The 18,975-nt window shown below is 73.1% G+C and carries 16 protein-coding genes; 11 read left to right on the forward strand and 5 right to left on the reverse strand.

All coding sequences use genetic code 11. From position 1 onward, the window contains the following. Nucleotides 1-187: 187 nt before the first annotated feature. A complete protein-coding gene (locus OGL89_RS02760) occupies nt 188-2,674 on the reverse strand; it encodes a phosphoketolase family protein (RefSeq protein ID WP_263118335.1) in 2,487 nt (828 codons plus the stop codon). A gap of 234 nt (nt 2,675-2,908) precedes the next feature. Here OGL89_RS02760 and OGL89_RS02765 point away from each other — a divergent pair, with 234 nt between their 5' ends. Continuing rightward, nucleotides 2,909-3,805 (forward strand): SURF1 family protein, encoded by an 897-nt coding sequence (locus tag OGL89_RS02765; RefSeq protein WP_263118336.1) that lies wholly within the window; start codon nt 2,909-2,911, stop codon nt 3,803-3,805. A gap of 86 nt (nt 3,806-3,891) precedes the next feature. Then, nucleotides 3,892-5,403: an OmpA family protein gene (locus tag OGL89_RS02770; RefSeq protein ID WP_263118337.1), complete on the forward strand. Its 1,512-nt coding sequence runs from the start codon at nt 3,892-3,894 to the stop codon at nt 5,401-5,403. Between the two features lie 73 nt (nt 5,404-5,476). Here the strand turns inward: OGL89_RS02770 and OGL89_RS02775 are convergent, their stop codons facing one another. The 4 genes from OGL89_RS02775 to OGL89_RS02790 form a co-directional block, all read right to left on the reverse strand. Next, nucleotides 5,477-7,210 (reverse strand): ABC transporter ATP-binding protein, encoded by a 1,734-nt coding sequence (locus tag OGL89_RS02775; RefSeq protein WP_263118338.1) that lies wholly within the window; start codon nt 7,208-7,210, stop codon nt 5,477-5,479. Beyond that, nucleotides 7,191-8,963 (reverse strand): ABC transporter ATP-binding protein, encoded by a 1,773-nt coding sequence (locus OGL89_RS02780; RefSeq protein ID WP_263118339.1) that lies wholly within the window; start codon nt 8,961-8,963, stop codon nt 7,191-7,193. Before OGL89_RS02780 ends, OGL89_RS02775 begins: the two co-directional genes overlap by 20 nt. 67 nt (nt 8,964-9,030) lie before the next feature. After that, nucleotides 9,031-9,450: a hypothetical protein gene (locus OGL89_RS02785; RefSeq protein WP_263118340.1), complete on the reverse strand. Its 420-nt coding sequence runs from the start codon at nt 9,448-9,450 to the stop codon at nt 9,031-9,033. 176 nt (nt 9,451-9,626) lie between these two features. After that, nucleotides 9,627-9,995, reverse strand: coding sequence for a DUF192 domain-containing protein (locus OGL89_RS02790; protein WP_263118341.1), 369 nt, complete (start codon nt 9,993-9,995; stop codon nt 9,627-9,629). Nucleotides 9,996-10,166: 171 nt separating this feature from the next. On the opposite strand from OGL89_RS02790, the gene OGL89_RS02795 reads away from it, so the two are divergent. The 9 genes from OGL89_RS02795 to OGL89_RS02835 are packed head-to-tail and all read left to right on the forward strand — an operon-like array spanning nt 10,167 to nt 18,809. Further along, nucleotides 10,167-10,964 carry a hypothetical protein gene (locus OGL89_RS02795; RefSeq protein ID WP_263118342.1) on the forward strand — a complete coding sequence of 266 codons (798 nt, stop codon included), beginning with the start codon at nt 10,167-10,169 and terminating at the stop codon, nt 10,962-10,964. Beyond that, on the forward strand, nt 10,961-11,689 hold the full coding sequence (gene cpaB / locus OGL89_RS02800) for a Flp pilus assembly protein CpaB (protein ID WP_263118343.1): 729 nt from the start codon (nt 10,961-10,963) through the stop codon (nt 11,687-11,689). Before OGL89_RS02795 ends, cpaB begins: the two co-directional genes overlap by 4 nt. Continuing rightward, nucleotides 11,689-13,377, forward strand: a complete 1,689-nt coding sequence (locus OGL89_RS02805) for an AAA family ATPase (RefSeq protein ID WP_263118344.1) — start codon at nt 11,689-11,691, stop codon at nt 13,375-13,377. Before cpaB ends, OGL89_RS02805 begins: the two co-directional genes overlap by 1 nt. After that, nucleotides 13,374-13,724 carry a TadE/TadG family type IV pilus assembly protein gene (locus OGL89_RS02810; RefSeq protein ID WP_263118345.1) on the forward strand — a complete coding sequence of 117 codons (351 nt, stop codon included), beginning with the start codon at nt 13,374-13,376 and terminating at the stop codon, nt 13,722-13,724. The genes OGL89_RS02805 and OGL89_RS02810 overlap by 4 nt, the downstream gene beginning before the upstream one ends. Next, on the forward strand, nt 13,721-15,076 hold the full coding sequence (locus OGL89_RS02815; RefSeq protein ID WP_263118346.1) for a CpaF family protein: 1,356 nt from the start codon (nt 13,721-13,723) through the stop codon (nt 15,074-15,076). The genes OGL89_RS02810 and OGL89_RS02815 overlap by 4 nt, the downstream gene beginning before the upstream one ends. Further along, nucleotides 15,073-16,002, forward strand: coding sequence for a type II secretion system F family protein (locus OGL89_RS02820; RefSeq protein ID WP_263118347.1), 930 nt, complete (start codon nt 15,073-15,075; stop codon nt 16,000-16,002). The genes OGL89_RS02815 and OGL89_RS02820 overlap by 4 nt, the downstream gene beginning before the upstream one ends. Beyond that, complete coding sequence (locus OGL89_RS02825) at nt 15,999-16,904, forward strand: type II secretion system F family protein (RefSeq protein ID WP_263118348.1); 906 nt, start codon at nt 15,999-16,001, stop codon at nt 16,902-16,904. Before OGL89_RS02820 ends, OGL89_RS02825 begins: the two co-directional genes overlap by 4 nt. A gap of 1 nt (nt 16,905) precedes the next feature. Beyond that, the gene (locus tag OGL89_RS02830) at nt 16,906-18,126 is read left to right on the forward strand and encodes a histidine kinase (RefSeq protein ID WP_263118349.1); all 1,221 of its coding nucleotides are present in this window, start codon (nt 16,906-16,908) and stop codon (nt 18,124-18,126) included. Then, nucleotides 18,126-18,809 (forward strand): response regulator transcription factor, encoded by a 684-nt coding sequence (locus OGL89_RS02835; protein ID WP_263118350.1) that lies wholly within the window; start codon nt 18,126-18,128, stop codon nt 18,807-18,809. Before OGL89_RS02830 ends, OGL89_RS02835 begins: the two co-directional genes overlap by 1 nt. Nucleotides 18,810-18,975: the final 166 nt, after the last annotated feature.

The following is an 18,975-nucleotide window of genomic DNA, read 5'->3' on the forward strand; positions in this document are numbered from 1 at the left end:
GATCGCCCGGGTGCGTAGGTGGTGGGATGAATTCTGCCGGACCGGTGGTGGTGACCGCGACGATCGGGGCGGTGGCGGTGGTCACCTCCGGTGGTGGACCGGCCGCTGCGGCGAGTCCGCGAGGACCTAGGTCCCGAGAAGGCCGATGGCCCGCACCGGGTGGGGTGCGGGCCATCGGCCTCGTGGGTCACTCGTTGTCGCCACCGGTGGCGGTGGTGGCGCTCTGCTGCGGACCACCGGTCGCGGTGCCGGTGTCGCCCGCATCCGGCCAGACCCAGTCCCGCACCTCGGGCTGGTCCTCGCCGTGCGCCCGGGTGTACTCCCGGGCCTCGAGGCGCGCGTCCTGCATCTTCTGGCGCAGACCCGCGCACCTGGACCCGAGGGACGGGACCTGGTCGATCACGTCGATCACCAGGTGGAACCGGTCCAGGTCGTTCAGCATCACCATGTCGAAGGGCGTGGTCGTGGTGCCCTCCTCCTTGTACCCGCGCACGTGCAGGTTCTTGTGACCCTTGCGGCGGTAGGTGAGGCGGTGGATCAGCCAGGGGTAGCCGTGGTACGCGAACACGATCGGCTTGTCCGTGGTGAACAGGGTGTTGAACTCCCGGTCGGACAGTCCGTGCGGGTGCTCGCGCTCGTCCTGCAGCCGCATCAGGTCGACCACGTTCACCACGCGGACCTTCAGCTCCGGCAGCTCGCGGCGCAGGATGTCGGCCGCGGCCAGCACCTCCAGCGTCGGGACGTCCCCGGCGCAGCCGAGCACCACGTCCGGGTCCTGGCCGTCCACCTCGGTCCCGGCCCAGTCCCAGATGCCCAGACCGCGGGTGCAGTGCGCGATCGCCTCGTCCATGGTGAGGAAGTTCGGCGCGGGCTGCTTGCCGGAGACCACCACGTTCACGTACTGCCGGCTGCGCAGGCAGTGGTCGTAGGTGGACAGCAGGGTGTTCGCGTCCGGCGGCAGGTACACCCGGACGATCTCGGCCTTCTTGTTGACCACGTGGTCGATGAAGCCCGGGTCCTGGTGGCTGAAGCCGTTGTGGTCCTGCCGCCAGACGTGGCTGGACAACAGGTAGTTCAGCGAGGCGATCGGCCGGCGCCACGGGATGTGGTTGGTGACCTTCAGCCACTTGGCGTGCTGGTTGAACATCGAGTCGACGATGTGGATGAACGCCTCGTAGGAGGTGATCAGGCCGTGCCGCCCGGTGAGCAGGTAGCCCTCCAGCCAGCCCTGGCACTGGTGCTCGGACAGCATCTCCACCACGCGGCCGAACCGGGCCAGGTGGTCGTCGATGTCGGTGGGCAGGTACTCGGCGTTCCACTGCTTGTCGGTCACGTCGAACACGGCCTGCAGGCGGTTGGAGGCGGTCTCGTCCGGGCCGAAGATCCGGAAGTTGTCCGGGTTCCGCCGGATCACCTCGGTGAGGTACTTGCCGAGCTCGCGGGTCGCCTCGGAGATCGAGCCGCCCGGCACCGGCACCTCGACCGCGAAGTCGCGGAAGTCCGGCAGTCGCAGGTCCTTGAGCAGCAGGCCGCCGTTGGCGTGCGGGTTGTCGCTCATCCGGAGCGTGCCGCCGGGCGCCAGCGAGGTGATGTCGGCCTTGACCGACCCGTCCTCCTCGAACAGCTCCTCCGGGCGGTACGACTTCAGCCAGCCCTCGAGGACGTGCAGGTGCTCGTCGGTGTCCCGGGCGCTGGCGAGCGGCACCTGGTGCGAACGCCAGGACGCCTCGACCTGCTTGCCGTCGATCACCGGCGGGCAGGTCCATCCCTTGGGGGTCTTGAAGATGATCATCGGCCAGGCCGGACGGGACTCGTCGCCCGCGGCGGCCCGCGCCTTGATCTCCGCGATCTCGTCCAGCACCTCGTCCAGGAGCGCCGCGAACCGGGTGTGCACCTCGAGGTGGTCCTCGCCGTCGAACCCGCCGACGAACAGGTGCGGCGTGTGGCCGTACCCGCGCATCAGGGCGAGCAGCTCGTCCTCGGGGATCCGGGCCAGCACGGTCGGGTTAGCGATCTTGTACCCGTTGAGGTGCAGGATCGGCAGCACGACGCCGTCCTTGGCCGGGTCGATGAACTTGTTCGAGTGCCAGGAGGTGGCCAGCGGGCCGGTCTCGGCCTCACCGTCACCGACCACCGCGGCGACCAGCAGGTCGGGGTTGTCGAACACGGCGCCGTAGGCGTGCGACAGGGCGTAGCCGAGCTCACCGCCCTCGTGGATCGACCCCGGGGTCTCCGGGGCCACGTGGCTCGGGATGCCGCCCGGGAAGGAGAACTGCCGGAACAGGCGGCGGACGCCCTCGGTGTCGTGGGTGATGTCGGAGTACACCTCGGAGTAGGTGCCGTCCAGGTACGCCGACGCGACCAGGCCGGGACCGCCGTGGCCCGGGCCGGTGAGGTAGAGGGTCGACTGCTCGCGCTCCGCGATCACGCGGTTCAGGTGCGCGTACAGGAAGTTCAGGCCCGGGGTGGTGCCCCAGTGGCCCAGCAGGCGCGGCTTCACGTGGTCCTTGGTGAGCGGCTCCCGCAGCAGCGGGTTGGCCAGCAGGTAGATCTGCCCCACCGACAGATAGTTCGCCGTCCGCCACCAGGCGTCGATGCGTCGGAGTGTCTCGTCCGAGACGGGCTGACCGGAACCGGTCCGCCAGGTGTCGAGCTGCGACGTCGTCGTGCTCATGCTGTCTCCCCGTTGTTGGATCTTCGCGGGCCCGGCCGCCCCCACCACCGGGCACCCTCAGCTTCGTGGCGCGATCCGCCACGAGCCGGGACGTCCGACCCAGGCCGACCCCGACCGCCTACCAGCGATCACTCGCCATCAAACATCATCTGACCTGGGGATGCACCCGTCCGGAGGTGGCAGGCGCGTGACCAGGGGGGTCGTGATCAGGCGAGGCCCGGGTACCGTGAGGTGGTGTCCGCGCCGCAGATCGACGACCGCCCCGGAGCGCCCGTCGGGCGGCGCTCGCTCTGGCAGGTCGCCCGCAGCCCGCGGATGATCGGTCTGCTGATCCTGTTCCTGGCCGCCGCCGCGGTCTGCGCCCGGCTCGGCGTGTGGCAGCTGGACCGTGCCGAGATCCGCGGCGCCGCCGCCGCCCAGGCCGCGCTCGAGGAGACCGAGGCGGCCACGCCGGTCCCGATCGACGACGTCCTGGCTCCGCAGAGCACCTTCGACGGCGCGCTGGTCGGGCGGCGGGTGATCGCCACCGGCAGCTACGAGGCCGACGGCCAGCTGCTGGTCGCGGACCGGGTCCTGCACGGCGAGTCCGGCTGGCTGGTGCTCACCCCGCTGCGCACCGACTCCGGCGCGGTGCTGCCTGTGGTCCGCGGCTGGGTCGCCGACACCGGCTCGCCCGACCTGGCGGTGCCGGAGGGCACGGTCACCGTGACCGGGTACCTGCAGGCCTCGGAGGACTCGGGTCAGGCACCGGATGCGCTGCCCGCCGGCACCACCGACTCGATCTCCTCCGCCGAGCTGCTCGGCGTCTGGGGCGGCCCGATCTGGACCGGGTACGCCGTGCTCTCCGCGTCGGACCCGGCGCAGGCCGACGGTCTGGAGCTGCTGGGCGCGCCGACCCGGTCCGGCACCGGGCTGAACATCCAGAATCTGGGTTACGCGGCGCAGTGGTGGATCTTCGGCGCCTTCGCGGTCTTCCTGTGGATCCGGCTGGTGCGGGACGAGATGCTGCGGTCCTCCGGGACGGACCCGTTCGCGGAGCTGGCCGCCGCGGAGGCGGCGGCCGAGCCGGACGCCGCGCGACCGGGGGAGGCACGCGAGGGACGCTCGCGGCCCCACGACCAGCCCCGGTAGCGTGACAGGGCGCACCCGTGGGGTGTGCCCCCTCCCACGTCACGTCGGGTCCGGTCCGCCGGGCCCCCGCACCCGAGGAGAGCACCGTGCGTCGATTCCGGATCCCGACGGCCCTGGCGGTGTCCGCCGTCCTGCTCGCGGGCTGCAGCGCCGAGGAACCGCAACCGGATCCCTCCGAGCCGCCGACGCCGAGCGCGAGCGCCTCCGGCACCGCGGAAGCCGTCACCGCGGACGCCGTGTACCAGGACATCCCGGTGCACCTGGAGGTCCAGCCGGTCCAGGTCGTCGACGACGTCGCCCTGGTGCGGGTGGCCTACTCCCTCGGCGATGACGCGCCGGCCGACGCGCAGATCGCCCTCGGGCTGGCGTTGAAGACGGCCACCGGCCCGAACGGCATCGACGCCGTGCGGCTGCTCGATCTGGACGCCGCCACGGTGCTCCTGCCCGGCCGGGACGACACGAACCAGCCCGCCGTGACCCGGGACGGGTTGCTCCTCACCGGTGACGAGACCGTGTCCAGCGAGGGCTTCTACCCGGCGCCGAGCTCGGACACCGTGAGCGTGCTCTTCCCGTACTTCGGCCTCGTCACGGATGTCCCGGTGGTCGAGTCGGAGGAGCCGCTGCCGATCACGCCGGCAGACCTCGGCCGCGACGGCGAGATCACCTATGCCTCCGTCCCGGTCGATGTCTTCACCCAGAGCCTCGACGACAGCTCGGCGGCCCGCGTCACCGAGGACCAGGCCACCGTGACGCTCGCGGCGGACGTGCTCTTCGCGACCGACGAGTTCGCGCTCACCGCCGAGGCGCAGGCCGTGATCGACACCGCGGCCGCCGAGATCGCCGCGGTCGGCGCGGAGGGCGCCGTGACCGTCGTCGGCCACACCGACGACGTCGGCCCCGACGACCACAACCAGACCTTGTCCGAGCAGCGGGCCACCTCGGTCGCCGAGCGTCTGGGCCCGGCCCTGCCCGGCTTCACGCTCAGCACCGAGGGCCGCGGCGAGAGCCAGCCCGCCGTCCCCGGACAGAGCGCCGAGGCCCGGGCCGCCAACCGGCGGGTGGAGATCACGTTCACGGTGACCCGTCCGGGCGCGGCCGTCAGCCTCGAGCAGGGGGGCACCGGTGCACTCCCGGAGGCCACCGGTCCCGAGGCCACCGGGTCCGACGTCGTCACCGTCCCCCGCGACGGCGACGACGTGCAGGTCAGCGCCGAGGTGAGCCGGGTCGGTGCCTACCTGGTGGGCTCCCTCACGGTCGCGCGGGACACGCCGGGAGAGGTCGGGCTGCTGGAGCTGTTCGGCACCTACAGCCAGGGCCTGTCCGCCGGACGGGGGCTGAGCAACACCACACTGGTCGCAGGTGCGCACAATGCCACCCTGCTCGCCGACGGCACCCGCTACTACCCGGCGGACTACCTCCGTCCGGGGCAGGAGGAGGGCAGTGACCTGCGGTCGACGCTCGCCGACCAGTTCCTCAGCGTGCGGCTCGACCAGGGGGACCGGATCACCGCGACGGTGGTGTGGCCCGATCCCGGCGGCGACACCGTGACGATCGACGTCCCGGACCGTTTCCGGCTCACCGACGTCCCGGTGGACTGAGCCGGCAGGGGCCGCACCGCCGTGGACCGCTACGCCGCCCGGCGGCCCACGGCAGGCCGGGCGGTCGCCGCGGTCACTCCCGCTGCCAGGAGTCCCAGAGGCTGGCGTAGTCGCCGCCCGCGGCGACCAGGTCGTCGTGCGGGCCGATCTCGGTGATCCGGCCGCCGTCGACCACCGCGACCCGGTCCGCGTCGTGCGCGGTGTGCAGGCGGTGGGCGATGGCGATCACCGTGCGGCCTTCCAGCACCGAGGACAGCGAGCGTTCCAGGTGCCGGGCGGCGCGCGGGTCGATCAGCGAGGTCGCCTCGTCCAGCACCAGGGTGTGCGGGTCGAGCAGCACCAGGCGGGCCAGGGCGATCTGCTGCGCCTGGGCGGGGGTGAGCGCGACACCACCGGAGCCGACCCCGGTGGCCAGCCCCTCGGGCAGGGCCTCGACCCAGTCCCAGGCGTCGACCGCCCGCAGGGCACGCTCCAGCGCGCCGTCGTCGGCGGACGGATCGGCGAGCCGGAGGTTGTCCGCCAGCGGTCCGACGAACACGTGGTGCTCCTGGGTGACCAGGGCGACGTGGCCGCGCAGGCCGTCCAGCGGCAGGTCGACCAGCGGGACGCCGCCGACCGTGACGCTGCCGCCGGTCGGCGGGTGGATGCCGGCGAGCATCCGGCCCAGGGTGGACTTGCCCGCGCCGGAGGGCCCGACCACCGCCAGGCGCTCGCCGTCGGTCAGGTCCAGGTCGATGCCGTGCAGCACGTCGTGGCCGGGCCGGTAGGCGTAGCGCACGCCGCTGGCACGGACCTGCTCGTCGGTGGGACGGGCCGTGCCCTCGGTGCGGTCCTGCGGCACGTCGGCGACGCCGATGATCCGGGCCAGCGAGGTGGCGCCGACCTGGATCTCGTCCAGCCAGAAGATCAGCTCGCCGATCGGGTTGATCACCTGGATCGCGTACAGCGCGATGGTGGTGACCGCGCCGACCGTCGCGTGGCCGGTGGAGATCAGGAACGCGCCCCAGATCAGCACCGCGACGGTGGGCAGCACGAAGGAGGTGTCCACGCCGGGGAACAGCACGGTCCGCAGGTTCAGCGTGGCGCTCTCCGCGGCGAAGGCCTCGCGCAGGTCGGCGTCCAGGCGTCGTCGCCGGCGGGCGCCCAGGCTGAGGGCGTCGACGGTGCGGGCGCCCTCGACGGACTCGGTGATGGTGCCGTTGATGGTGGCGTAGGCCGCGGACTCGCGCAGGTAGGCCGAGGTCGCCCGGCGCAGGTACCAGCGGGTCACCCCGATCAGCAGGGGCGCACCGGCGAACAGGCCGAGCGCGACCAGCGGGTTGGTGAGCAGCGCCGCGACCACGGTCAGTGCGGTGGTGGCCGTGGTGACCAGCACCCGGGGCACGCCGAACCGCACGGTGTACTGCACCCGGTCGATGTCCGTGGTGGTCCGGGCGACCAGGTCACCGGTCCCGGCCCGCTCCACGGTGGACAGCGGCAGCCGGGTGACCGTGGCGATGAACTCCTCGCGCAGGTCGGCGAAGACCGTCTCCCCGAGCACCATGGCCGCGCGCTGGGCGTAGCGGATCAGCACGGTCTGAGCCAGGACCGCGGCCACCAGCACCAGGATCGTGCGGTCGGCGGTGGCGGTGGTGGTCCCGGCCTGCACCGCGTCCACCAGCCGGCCGAGCAGCCACGGCCCGGCCAGTCCCGCGGTGGCCGCCAGGACGTGCAGCACCACCACCCCGGACAGCGACCGGCGGTGCCGGCGCAGCAGTCCGGCGGTGTGCCGACGCAGGGTCGACGCCTCAGCGACGGGCAGTCGCATGGCCGGTCACCTCCTCGGGCGACTCGTCGTCGTCGGAGCGGGACACCACCCGGCGGTAGCCGGGGTGCGTCGTCATCAGGGTGCGGTGCGGGCCGGTGACGGTGACCCGGCCGTGCTCGACCAGGGCGACCTCGTCCACCGCGTCCAGCACCAGCGGGCTGGCGGAGACGATCACGGTGGTCCGGCCGCGTCGGTGCTCGGCGAGGCGCTGGGCGATCCGGGCCTCGGTGTGCGCGTCGACGGCGCTGGTCGGCTCGATCAGCACCAGGACCTCGGCGTCGGTGAGCAGCGCCCGGGCCAGGGCGACCCGCTGCCGCTGACCGCCGGACAGCGACCGCCCCTTCTCCTCGACCTCGCCGTCCAGGCCGTCCGGCACGGAGTCGAGCACGTCGGCGGCGTCGGCGACCCGCATCGCCGCCAGCAGATCGTCCCGGGAGGCGCCGCCGCGGACGTCCAGCTCGTCGACCAGAGTCCCGGTGAACAGGTGCGGGGTGGACTCGGCGACCACGATCCGGCCGCGGACCTCGGTCAGCCCGAGTGCGCGCAGCACGGCACGTCCCCAGCGCACGTCGGACACCGGCGCGTCGTCCTCGTCGCCGCCGTGCCGACCCAGCCGGAGCGCGATCCGCGCCGACTCGTCCGGGTCGGAGCCGACGACCGCGAGCAGCCGGCCGGGGCGGACCACCAGGCCCGACCGTTCGTCGACCAGCTCCGCTCCGGCGTCGGGGGACTCGGCGGGCGTGGCCGGGTCGTCGTGCCCGGCGACCGGCACCCGCAGCACGGTGAGGATCTTCCGGGCGCCGACCACGGCACGGGTGAGGACGCGGATCGCCTCGCTGGCGGTCCACAGCGGCTGGGTCAGGAAGGCCGCGAAACCGTAGAAGGACACCAGCTGTCCGGGAGTGATGTCCCCGGTGATCGCCAGCCGGGCGCCCGCCCAGACCACCACCGCGAGGAAGATCCCGGGCAGCAGGGTCTGCAAGGCGTCCAGGAAGGACTGGGTCTGGGCCACCGCGACACCGGTGCCGCGGACCTTCTGCGACTGCTCGCGGTAGCGCCCGGTGAACACGTCCTCGCCGCCGATCCCGCGCAGGATGCGCAGCCCGGAGACGGTGTCCGCGCCGAGGGTGGTCAGCCGCCCGGTGGCCTCGCGCTGGGCGGCCTGACGGCGCTGCAACGGCGGCACCAGGAGCGAGAGCACGGCGACCACCACCGGCAGCCCGAGCAGCACCAGCAGCCCCAGCGGCGGGGAGATGGTCAGCAGCACGACGCCGAGCGTCAGGTACGCGACGATCCCGCCGATCAGGCGGGGCAGGATGCTGAAGACCTCGCCCATCCGCAGCGCGTCGGAGGCGACGGTGGCCACGACCTCGCCGGTGGGCAGGGTGTCGGTGACCGCGTCACCGGTCCGGGTGACGTGGTGGCCGATCTGCTGGGAGGAGGCGAAGGCCGCGCGCAGCCAGTTCTCCACCTCCAGGCGATGCCCCCAGACGTTCGCGCCGACCTGCGTCATCCCGAGCGCGAACAGCAGCAGACAGCCCGACCACAGACCGGAGCTCAGCCCGTGGGTGAGCCCGTCGTCGACCACCATCCCGAGGGCGAGCGGTTGCAGGGCGCCGGCCACGTTGCCGACCACGGACACGGCGGTGGCGCCGAGCAGCACGCCGATCTGGCGGCGGCCCAGCCATCGCAGATAGGCCCACGGACCGGTGAGCGGGGGATGCCCGGGATCGGGCAGCGGAAGGGGACGCACGGGAGAGCACGCTACGGGTGCGCTCCGACTAGGCCGGAACGTTTTTCTCGTGCTCACCGCTGACCGCTCAGTCGCGATAGCCGAGTGCCTGGTCGCGCCCCGCGGCGTGCCGGGTCTGGGCGAGCGCGGCGCCGGCACCCAGAGCCAGCCAGAGCAGCAGGTCCAGCGCGCTCGCCTCCACGCCCCGGCCGACGATCCCCTCGGCGACGAGGGCGCGGCCGGTCCAGGCGTAGGGGTTGACCAGGTAGCCGGCGAGCAGCCCGACCAGGGTGGCGGCGGCGAGCGCGCCCTGGTGCGCGGCCAGCAGCCGGCGACGTACCAGGACCGCGGGCAGCGTCACGAGCAGGGCGCCGACGAGCACGGGACGGACCACCAGGTCGGCCCGGCTGTCGCTGGTGACCAGGACGGTCCAGTCGCCGAGCAGCGCGGCCACCCCCGCGCCGCCTGCCGTGACGAGCGCGATCCGTGCGGCGAGCGGGACGGGCACGTGGCCTCCTCAGGCAGGGGCACACCCGGTCGGCGTGCCGTGCCTCTCCATCGTCCGGCGCCCGGGCGGCCGACCGGATGGGTCTGCGGGCCCATCCGGAGCCCGGCGTGCTGGGCCCGTCCCGGGACCCAGCGCCCCATCGGACGCGTGGCTGCGCCGAGATGATGAGGCGATGATCAGGACGGCCGATCGACCGCGGGGGTGACGGTGACGACAGAGCCCGTGACCAGTCCCCACCGCGCGAAGGCCCCGTGCGGCGCCTCGAGCACGGCCTGGACGCCGCGCCTCGGGCGGGTGGCACGCCAGGGCCGGAGCACCGTGACGACGATCGCGCGCCCGTCCGCGTCGAGCAGCGCGATGTCCAGCGTGACCCGCATGCCGACCGCGTGCACGGAGTTCTCCGGCCGGAGCAGCAACGCCTGCGGCAGCCGGCGCCGGCCGAGCAGGCCCCGGGCCCGGGCCGACCAGGTCTCGGCGACCTCGGCGTCGGCGACGTGCCGGCCGTCGACCAGGAGCGGACGCAGGGGCGAGGCGGAGGGTGCCATAGGGTGGCCACGCTTTCTCTTCGAAGCGGTCAAGGGACCAAAGTCATGATGTGATCGGCGGCGCGGCCAAATGGGTGGCTTTGTCGGTTGCGGATGCTACCGATGACGCTCTCCCCTACTTTCCCCAATGACCGGTGGCGTAAGGAGCCCTGACAGATGCAGCAGGTTGTGGTGGCAGCCATTGTCGACGTGACACCCGACCTGGTGGATCTTCTCAGCGGCGAGCCGGTGGTGGTGGTCGGCCCGGAGGCGCTCGAGGAGTTGTGGGACGGCGTCGACGAGAACGCCACGCACGTCCTGCTGATCGGCGAGCGCCGGCACGAGGCCCAGGTCCGGCGGCACGCGGCCCTGCTCGCCGACCGTGGAACCGCCGTCGCGTGGTGCCTGCTCCCGCACGGACCCGCCGCCCTGGTCCTCCTGGCGCTCCAGGTGGCCGGCGTGCGGCTGGACGCCGGAGCGCTCCCGTCGCTGCTCGGTGATCTCGCCGGGTCGACCTGGAGCGGGGCGTGGACGCCCAGCGTCGCGCGGCTCGCCGACCCCGCCCCGAGCCTCGGACAGCACATGCGTTCGCTGCTTCCCAGCGGCGGCGGTTTCGTGGTCACGCTCGCGGGCGACGCCGGGCCCGGCGTCGTGCCGGTGGGATCAGCCGCGCAGCCGGCGGCGCTGTCCCGGCACGCGCTGTACCGGGCGGGGGGCGAGGTGCCGCCGCCGGCCCTCGACCACCTCCACCGGGTGACCGGGACCACCGACACGGTGGAGCTGCCCGGCCTGCGGCTCGACCCCGACCGGTTCGGCGCCCCTCGGGCGGTCGAGCTGGTGGCGCTGCCGCACTCGCACGACGTCCCGCTGCCCCGGACCGAGGGCGCCGAACGGTGCACCATCTGTGGCGCCGCGGTGCTCGACGCGTTCTGCCCCTACTGCCATGTGCGACCCGCTGGTCGCACCGACCTCACCGGAGGCCAGTCGTGAACCCCCGCCAGCGCAGAGGTGTGCTGTTCATCCTGCTCTCCGCCCTCTTGGCGGTCGTCGTCTTCGTCGTCGTGGCCGCCTACGTCGGCGACGTCTCCAGTCAGGTGGGCGACAAGGTCACCGTGTACCGGGCCGCGGACGACCTCCCGGCGTACACCGAACTCTCCGAGGAGACCCTGGTCGCGGACGAGGTGCCGGCCCGCTGGCTCTCCGAGTCGGCGCAGGTGACGCAGGACGACCTGGTCGGCCGCAAGGTCGGGGTGGCCGTCCAGGAGGGCACCATGCTCACCACCGACATGCTGGTCGCCGCCTCGGACCTGAGCCCGACCGAGCGCGAGATCGCGATCAAGGTCGACCAGGTGACGGGCATCGCCGATCGGGTCGCCCCGGGCGACTACGTCGACATCTACGCGGTGTTCGCTGACGTGGCCGGGCTGCCCAAGCAGGTCCAGGTGCTGGTGCGCAACGTGCGGGTGGTCTCCGTGCGCGGCAGTCAGGTCGAGACCGACGACGACTCGCTGACCGGACAGCAGACCGTCGTCCCGGTGACCCTCGCGCTCGAGCCCAACGACGCCCTGGCCGTGACCTACGCGGCGGCCTTCGCCGAGGAGGTCCGCCTGGTGGGTCTGCCGACCGGCACCGGCGGGGACCGCACCGGTGAGCAGAGCGAATTCGACGCCGACGAACTCGGCGGGACCGCCGTGCCGGAAGGGGTGGGCAACTGATGGCCGGCTTGGTGGTGATCGGCTGCGCCGATCAGTCCGTCGCCTACGAACTGCGCGCTCAGCTCGCGGAGGCCGCGGACGTCGAGGTGGTGGGGGTCGCCGAGACCACGACGGAGCTCGCGGCCCTGGTGCTGGCCCACGAGCCGAATCTGGTGCTCGTGCACGACCAGCTCGGTCCGGAGCCGGTGCACCAGGTGGTGCGCGACCTCGGGCTGCGCCGGCCGGCGACGGTCGCCGTGGTGGTCTCCGAGGACGCCGAACCGCAGGCGCTCGCAGCGGCGATGGACGCCGGGGCGCGGGGCGTGCTCTCCTACCCGCTGTCGTTCGAGGACGTGCAGCAGCGGGTGTCCAGCGCGCTGGACTGGTCCCGGCACCTGCAGAGCATGCTGATGGCCGCGAAGGACGCGGGTGAGGGCACGCGTGGTCGCGCCGCGGTGGTCGCGTTCGCCGGGTCCAAGGGCGGCGTCGGCACCACGTCGATCGTCACGCACCTGTGCTGGGACGTCCGCCGCGAGGTGCCCGGGCTCAAGGTGCTCGTCATCGACCTCGACCTGGAGAAGGGCGACGTCACGAGCCTGATCGAGGCGCGTTACCGGACCTCGATCGCGGATCTGGCCAAGGTATCGCAGGACCTGTCGCCGCGGACGGTGGTGGACGCGGTGTTCGAGCACGAGTCGGGGCTCCACCTGCTGCTGCCGCCCGAGGACGTCCGGGACGTCGAGTGGGTGACCCCGGCGGCGGTCCGGCAGATCATCGGTCTGGTCCGTCAGCAGTACGACCTCGTGGTGGTCGACACCGGATCGCACGTGACCCCGGTGCAGGCGGCCGTGATCGAGATCGCCGACGAGGTGGTCACCGTCGTGACCCCCGACCTGATCAGCCTGCGCGCCGCGCGCCGCAACGTCGGCTGGTGGGAGTCCCTCGGCGTCCGCAAGGCGAGCGGCTCGCGGGTGCTGCTGAACAAGCACTCGCGGCGGGACGAGGTGCAGCCCGACACCGTGCGGAAGCTGGCGCCCTCGCCCTTGCTGGACACGGTCCTGCCGGACCTCGGCCGCAAGCTGGTGGAGTCCGCCAACGCCCGGTCGCCGCAGCTGGTGGAGGAGACCGTCTGGTGGCGTGCGCTCCGCGGCGTCGGCCGGGAGGTCGGCGTGGCGCGTGCGGCCGTCGTGGCCGACCTCGGTGCCGCCGAGGAGAGCGCCGAGGCCGCCGAGACGCGGAGCGCCGGACGCCGGGCGCAGCGCTCGGGCCGCGGCCAGGCGGAGCCCCCGTCCGCGGCGGAGGCCGGCGCCGCCCCCGTCCGCGGGCGGCGTGCCATCCGGTTGCCGCACCGGGGCGACGAGGGGTCGGCGAGCATCGAGCTGCTCGGGGTCCTGCCGTGGATGGTGCTGGCCTGCGTGCTGCTGTGGCAGCTCGGGGTGGCGGGGATGACCTATGTCTGGACGGGCTACGCCGCCTCGGACGCGGCGCGGGTCGCCGCGATCGACCCCACCCGGCCGGACGAGGTCCGCCAGGCGGCCGAGGACCGGTTCCCGGACGGGATGCGCGACCAGCTCACGGTCGCGGTCGGCTCGGCCGACGCGGGGTCGACGACGGTCTCCGTGAAGGCCCGGGTCCCGCTGATGGTGCCGGGTGTCTTCGCCACGCCGTGGGACGTGACGGTCGACCGCCAGGTGGTGAGCGAACCGTGACGGCGTACCGGCGGCGACGGCCGCACGGCGACCGCGGCAGCGCGGCCCTGGAACTCCTCGGCGTGATCCCCGTCGTGGTCGTCGTCCTGCTGCTGCTGGTGCAGGTCTGCGCGGCCGGGTACACGGTGCTGGCGACGAACCAGGCCGTGCGGGACGGAGCCCGGGCGCACAGCCTGGGCCAGTCGGTGTCGACGGCGGTGGATCATTCGCTGCCCGGCGGCCTGGACGCCGAGCGGGTGGAGGTCGCGGGGGACACGGTGCTGGTGGAGGTGCGGGTGCCGCGGGTCGCGGTGCTGCCGACGTTCACGGTCACCCGCGAGGCGGCCATGCCGAGGACGGACCGATGAGGGGCGGGTTCGACGACTGGGCCGGCACCGGTTCGCGGCGGGCCGAGCCCGCGGTGATCGCGAGCGCGTCCCGCGGTGACCTGGACGAGGGACTGGTCGCGACGTTCCGGCGCAAGCTGCTGGACGAGGTCGATCTGCACGAGCTCGGCCGGCTCGACGCGGGTCAGCGCCGGATCCGTCTGGAGCGGGTCGTCGCCCACCTGGTGTCGACCGAGGGCGTCATCCTCACCACCCGTGAACGCAACGCGCTCATCCGGCGCGTGGTGGACGAGTCGATCGGCCTGGGTGTGCTCGAGCCGCTGCTGGCGGACGAGACGGTGTCCGAGGTGATGATCAACGGCCACGACACGATCTACGTCGAACGGTTCGGCCAGGTCGAGCGCGTCCCGACGGCCTTCGCGAGCGAGGAGCAGCTGCGGCAGACCATCGACCGGATCGTCTCCACCGTGAACCGGCGGGTGGACGAGTCGAGCCCGATGGTCGACGCCCGGCTCCCCCCGGACGAACGGATGCCGCGCGGCGCCCGGGTGCACGTGGTGCTCCCGCCGCTGGCCCTGGACGGACCGACCGTGACGATCCGGCTGTTCCCGAAGGCGTACGGACTCGACGAGCTGCTGAACCGCGGCAGCCTGGACGCCGCGACGGCAGACCTGCTGGCGGCCTGCGTCCGCGCGCGGCTGAACGTGATCGTCTCCGGCGGTACCGCCTCCGGGAAGACGACGATGCTCAATGCGCTGTCGGCGTTCATCCAGTCGCGGCAGCGCATCATCACGATCGAGGACGCCGCCGAGCTGTCCCTGGCCCAGGAGCACGTGGTCCGGCTCGAGACCAGGCCGCCGAACGTCGAGGGCCAGGGCCAGGTCACCATCCGCGACCTGGTGCGCAACGCGCTGCGGATGCGCCCGGACCGGGTGATCGTCGGAGAGGTCCGCGGCGGCGAGGCGCTGGACATGCTGCAGGCGATGAACACCGGTCACGAGGGCTCACTGGCCACGGTGCACGCCAACTCCGCGGTGGATGCGCTGATCCGGTTGGAGACCCTGGCGTCGATGAGCGACGTGGAGGTGCCCTTCCACGCGCTGCGCGACCAGGTGAACAACGCCATCGACATCGTGGTGCAGCTGCTGCGCGGGTCGGACGGCACCCGGCGGGTGGTCGACGTCTCCTACGTGGCCTCGCGCCACCGGGAGGACTTCCGGCTGGTGCCGTTGATGCGCTGGGATCCGGAGGCGGTGACCGACCACGGTCCCGCCGGCGCCTTCCTCGCGTACGCCGCTCCGCAGGAGCTCGTGGACCGGTTGCGGATCGCGGGGGAGTCCCTCGGCTCCGGCCGCCAGGAGGTCGCGCCGTGACGGTTCTGCTGATCCTCGTCGTGGTGATCGCGGCGAGCGTGTTCCTGGTGACCGGGCTGCGCGACCTGCTCTCGGTCCGCCCACAGCGCCGGGTCCTGCTGGAGGCGCTCAGCGAGACCAGCACGCCGCTGACCGGGGTGGGACGGATCGAGCGCTGGGACCGCCTGTTCCGGACCACCCGGCTCGGCCGGTGGACCGAGCGTCAACTGGTGCTGGCCGGGGAGGACGAGCGTCCGCCGGTGGTGGTGTTCGGCATCGCCGTCCTGGGCGGCATCGCCGTCGGCTGGGTGCTGGCGGTCGGGCTGGCCCCGGCGTTCGGCCTCCTGGGGGTCGTGGCGATCGTGGTGGGGATCCGGATGTTCCTGGCCCGGGGGCGGGAGCGCCGCAACGAGCAGTTCGTCGCCCAGATGCCCGAGCTCGCCCGGGTGCTGTCCAACGCCACCAGTGCCGGGCTCTCGATCTCGGCGGCGATCGGCGTCGCGTCCAACGAGCTGTCCGCACCGGCCGGTCCGGAGCTCGGCCGGGTGGCCAGCCGGATGCGGTTCGGGGACAGCCTGGACACCGCGATGTCCGAACTGGAGGCCCGGCTGCCGTCGCGCGAGGTGTCGGTGCTGGTCTCCACCCTCCTGGTCAGCGCTCGCGCGGGCGGGTCGCTGGTGGCGTCGCTCCGGGACATCGCCAACACGCTCGACGAGCGCAAGGAGACCCGGCGCGCGGTGCGGACCACGCTCGCGCAGTCCACGTCGACCGGCTACCTGGTGATCGGCATGGGCTTCGGTCTCCTGTTCCTGCTCAACGCCATCCAGCCCGGCACCGTGCAGGCGATGACCTCCGAGTGGCTCGGGCGGGCCGCGCTCGTCGTCGCGTCCGTGCTGTTCGTCTCCGGGTTCCTGCTGATCCGCCGGATGGCGAGGTTCGACGGATGAGCCCGCTGGTCGCGATCGCGATGTCCGCCGTCGCCGCGCTCGCGGTGGTGGTGTTCATGGTCGGCTGGCGGATGGTGCGCTCCGACGCGCTGGACGTCCTGGCCGTGGAGGACCTGGACCTGCTGCGTGGGCAGCAGCGCCGGCGCGCGGAGGGCGAGAGCCCGCTGCAACGGCTGGCCCGTGCGCAGGTCCCGCGGCTGCGCTCCCTGCTGGGTCCGCGCCGGCTGGCCGGGCTGCAACGACGCATCGACGAGGCCGGCCGACCCGACGGCATGACCGTCGACGGCTACCTGCAGAGCACCGCGTGGTGGGGCGTGCTGGTCGCCCCGGTGATCCTGGTCCTGCTGCTGCAGGGCAATCTGCTGATCGCGGCGCTCGGACTGACCGTCCCGGTGGTGCTGCCGCTCAGCCGGGTGGCGGCCGCCCAGCGACGGCGGCGCGAGCGGATCGACCGCGACCTGCCGGACTTCCTGGACGTGCTGGCCGTGACGGTGATGGCCGGAGTGAACTTCCGCGCGGCGCTGGCGCGGGTCGCCGAGCGCTTCGACGGGCCGCTGGCGGACGAGGTCACCCTGACACTGCAGCAGATCGCGAGTGGCGCGTCGGTGCGTCAGGCGTTCACCGACCTGCGCCGTCGCAGCACCTCGGAACCGGTGGGGCAGTTCGTCTCGGCCCTGCTCCAGTCGCAGGAGCTCGGTGCCCCGTTGGCCGAGTCGCTCGGACAGATCGCCGAGGACATGCGCCGGGACAGCGGCCAGCGCCAGCGCCAGGCCGCGGCGCGCACGGCACCGCGGGTGACGCTGGTGACCTCGCTGGTGCTGGTGCCCGGAGCCCTGGTGCTGATCGCGATCGGCCTCTACGTCGGGGCCGACGTCGACCTCGGTTCGCTGCTGGGGATGTGAGATGTCGATCGGACAGCACCGGGACTTCTCCCGTCAGCTCGTGCAGATCTCGCTGATCGTGCGCTTGCTGGCGATCATGGTCGCCCTGCTCGGTCTGGTCGGGAACACCATGACCGCGACGGTGCTGGCGGCGGTCGTGGTGCTCAGCACGTCCGGTCTGTCGGTGCTGCTCTCACCGGCGGTCGCCGACTTCGTGCTGCGGCACCCGCTGGTGCTCCTGGTGGACCTGCTGATCGTGCTCGGCGTGGTCTCGGTGCTCGGTGTCGAGAGTCCGCTGGTGCTGGCCACCTTCTCGACCGCGCTGATCATCGGAGTGCTGTTCGAACGGCGGGTCGCGGTGCTGAGCGCCGTCGTCCTGGTCGCCGGGTATCTGCTCGTCGAGCGGATCTGGCCCGGCGACGAGCGGGGTTTCATGATCGCGCTGGGGGTGCCCGCGCTGTACGTGATCCTGATCGCCGTGGGCCTGACGGTGCGCGGCGCCCACGAGCTCCAGCTGTCCACCTCGAACGCGCTGGCCGAGGCCGAGCAGCGCGCGGTGGCGGCCGACGAGCGTGCCCGGCTGGCCCGGGAGATGCACGACTCGCTCGGCAAGACGCTGCACGGGATCGCGCTGGCGGCCGAGGCGCTGCCGATGTGGGTGGAGCGGGACCGCGATCAGGCGGTCGGGCATGCCCGGGAGCTGGCGTCCGCGGCGCAGCAGGCGGCGGACGAGGGGCGTCGGCTGCTGGTGCGGATGCGGGCCGATCAACCCGACCGGCCGTTCGCGGAGGTGCTGACCGGCGTCTGCGCGACCTGGTCGGGTCAGTCCGGGGTGCCGTGCCGGGTCACCGTCGACGGCGTGGTCGATCTCGGCACCGACACCAGGTACGAGCTGCTGGCCATCCTGGGCGAGGCGCTGGAGAACATCAGCCGGCACGCCGGGGCGACGTCGGTCGAGGTGTCGCTGCAGGGCAGGGCGGACGGGGCCGCGCGCGTCAGCGTGCAGGACGACGGCTGCGGGTTCGATCCGCCGTCGGACGGCCGCAGCCCGGCGGGGCACTTCGGCCTCACCGGGATGGACGAGCGCGCCCGGTCGGTGGGGATGACCCTGTCCCTGAGTTCGCAGCCCGGGCGGGGATCGGTCGTGGTCGTGGACATCCCCGGGCCCCGGACCGGTCCGATCCCGGTCGTGGACGAGCCGTTCGCCGTCGTCGCGCGTCCCGACGGTCGAGGAGGCCGCTGATGTCCGAGGTGCAGTCCGACCTGCCCGGCGCGGGTGATCACGCCGCGCTGACCCAGGCGACCGTGGTGGTCGTCGACGACAACTCCGTGATCCGGATGGGGCTGCGCGCCTTGATCGAGGCATCGGACCGGATGCGCGTGGTCGGGGAGGCGGGTGACGGCGAGGAGGCCGTCCGGGTCATCCGCGCCACTCTGCCGGACGTGGTCCTCCTGGACGTGCGGATGCCCCGCCGGGACGGTGTCCAGGTGCTGACCGAGGTCCGGCAATGGACCAAGGTGCTGATGCTCACGTACTCGGACGCGCCGGAGGTGGTCCGCGCGGCGGTCGAGGCGGGCGCCAGCGGGTACCTGGTGCACGGGCAGTTCGCCGCTCATGAGCTGGAGCGGTCCGTGCTCGCCGTCCGGGACGGGCAGTTCCTGCTGTCGCGGGCCGCGGCCGATGCGATGCGCCGGACGTGGTCCGAGCCGCCGGAGCCCGTCGCGCCCGTCCGTCCGGACGCCGGTCTGTCCGAGCGGGAGATCGAGGTGATGGAGCTGGTCGCCGTGGGCCGGAGCAACGGGGAGATCGCGCGGGAGTGCTTCCTGTCCGAGAAGACGGTCAAGAACCACATCAACCACATCTTCGCCAAGCTCGGCGTGCGGAGCCGTGCTGAGGCGGTCGCCGTGTGGTTGGGGGCCGCCTAGCCCAGGTGCCGGGGCCTCGGCTGGGCCCGGGCCCGGGAGAAGGATGGGCCTGCGGTTGGGCCCACGGGCCCTCCGCCGGCCGCGTCCCCGCCCCTAGTGTCAGTGGTGTCAGGAAGAGCCGGGACGTTGGTCCCGGGCCAGGGAGGGACCGCCGAGCGGCGGTCGG

The sequence above is a fragment of the Cellulomonas sp. RIT-PI-Y genome (assembly GCF_025642745.1).
GTDB lineage: Bacteria > Actinomycetota > Actinomycetes > Actinomycetales > Cellulomonadaceae > Cellulomonas.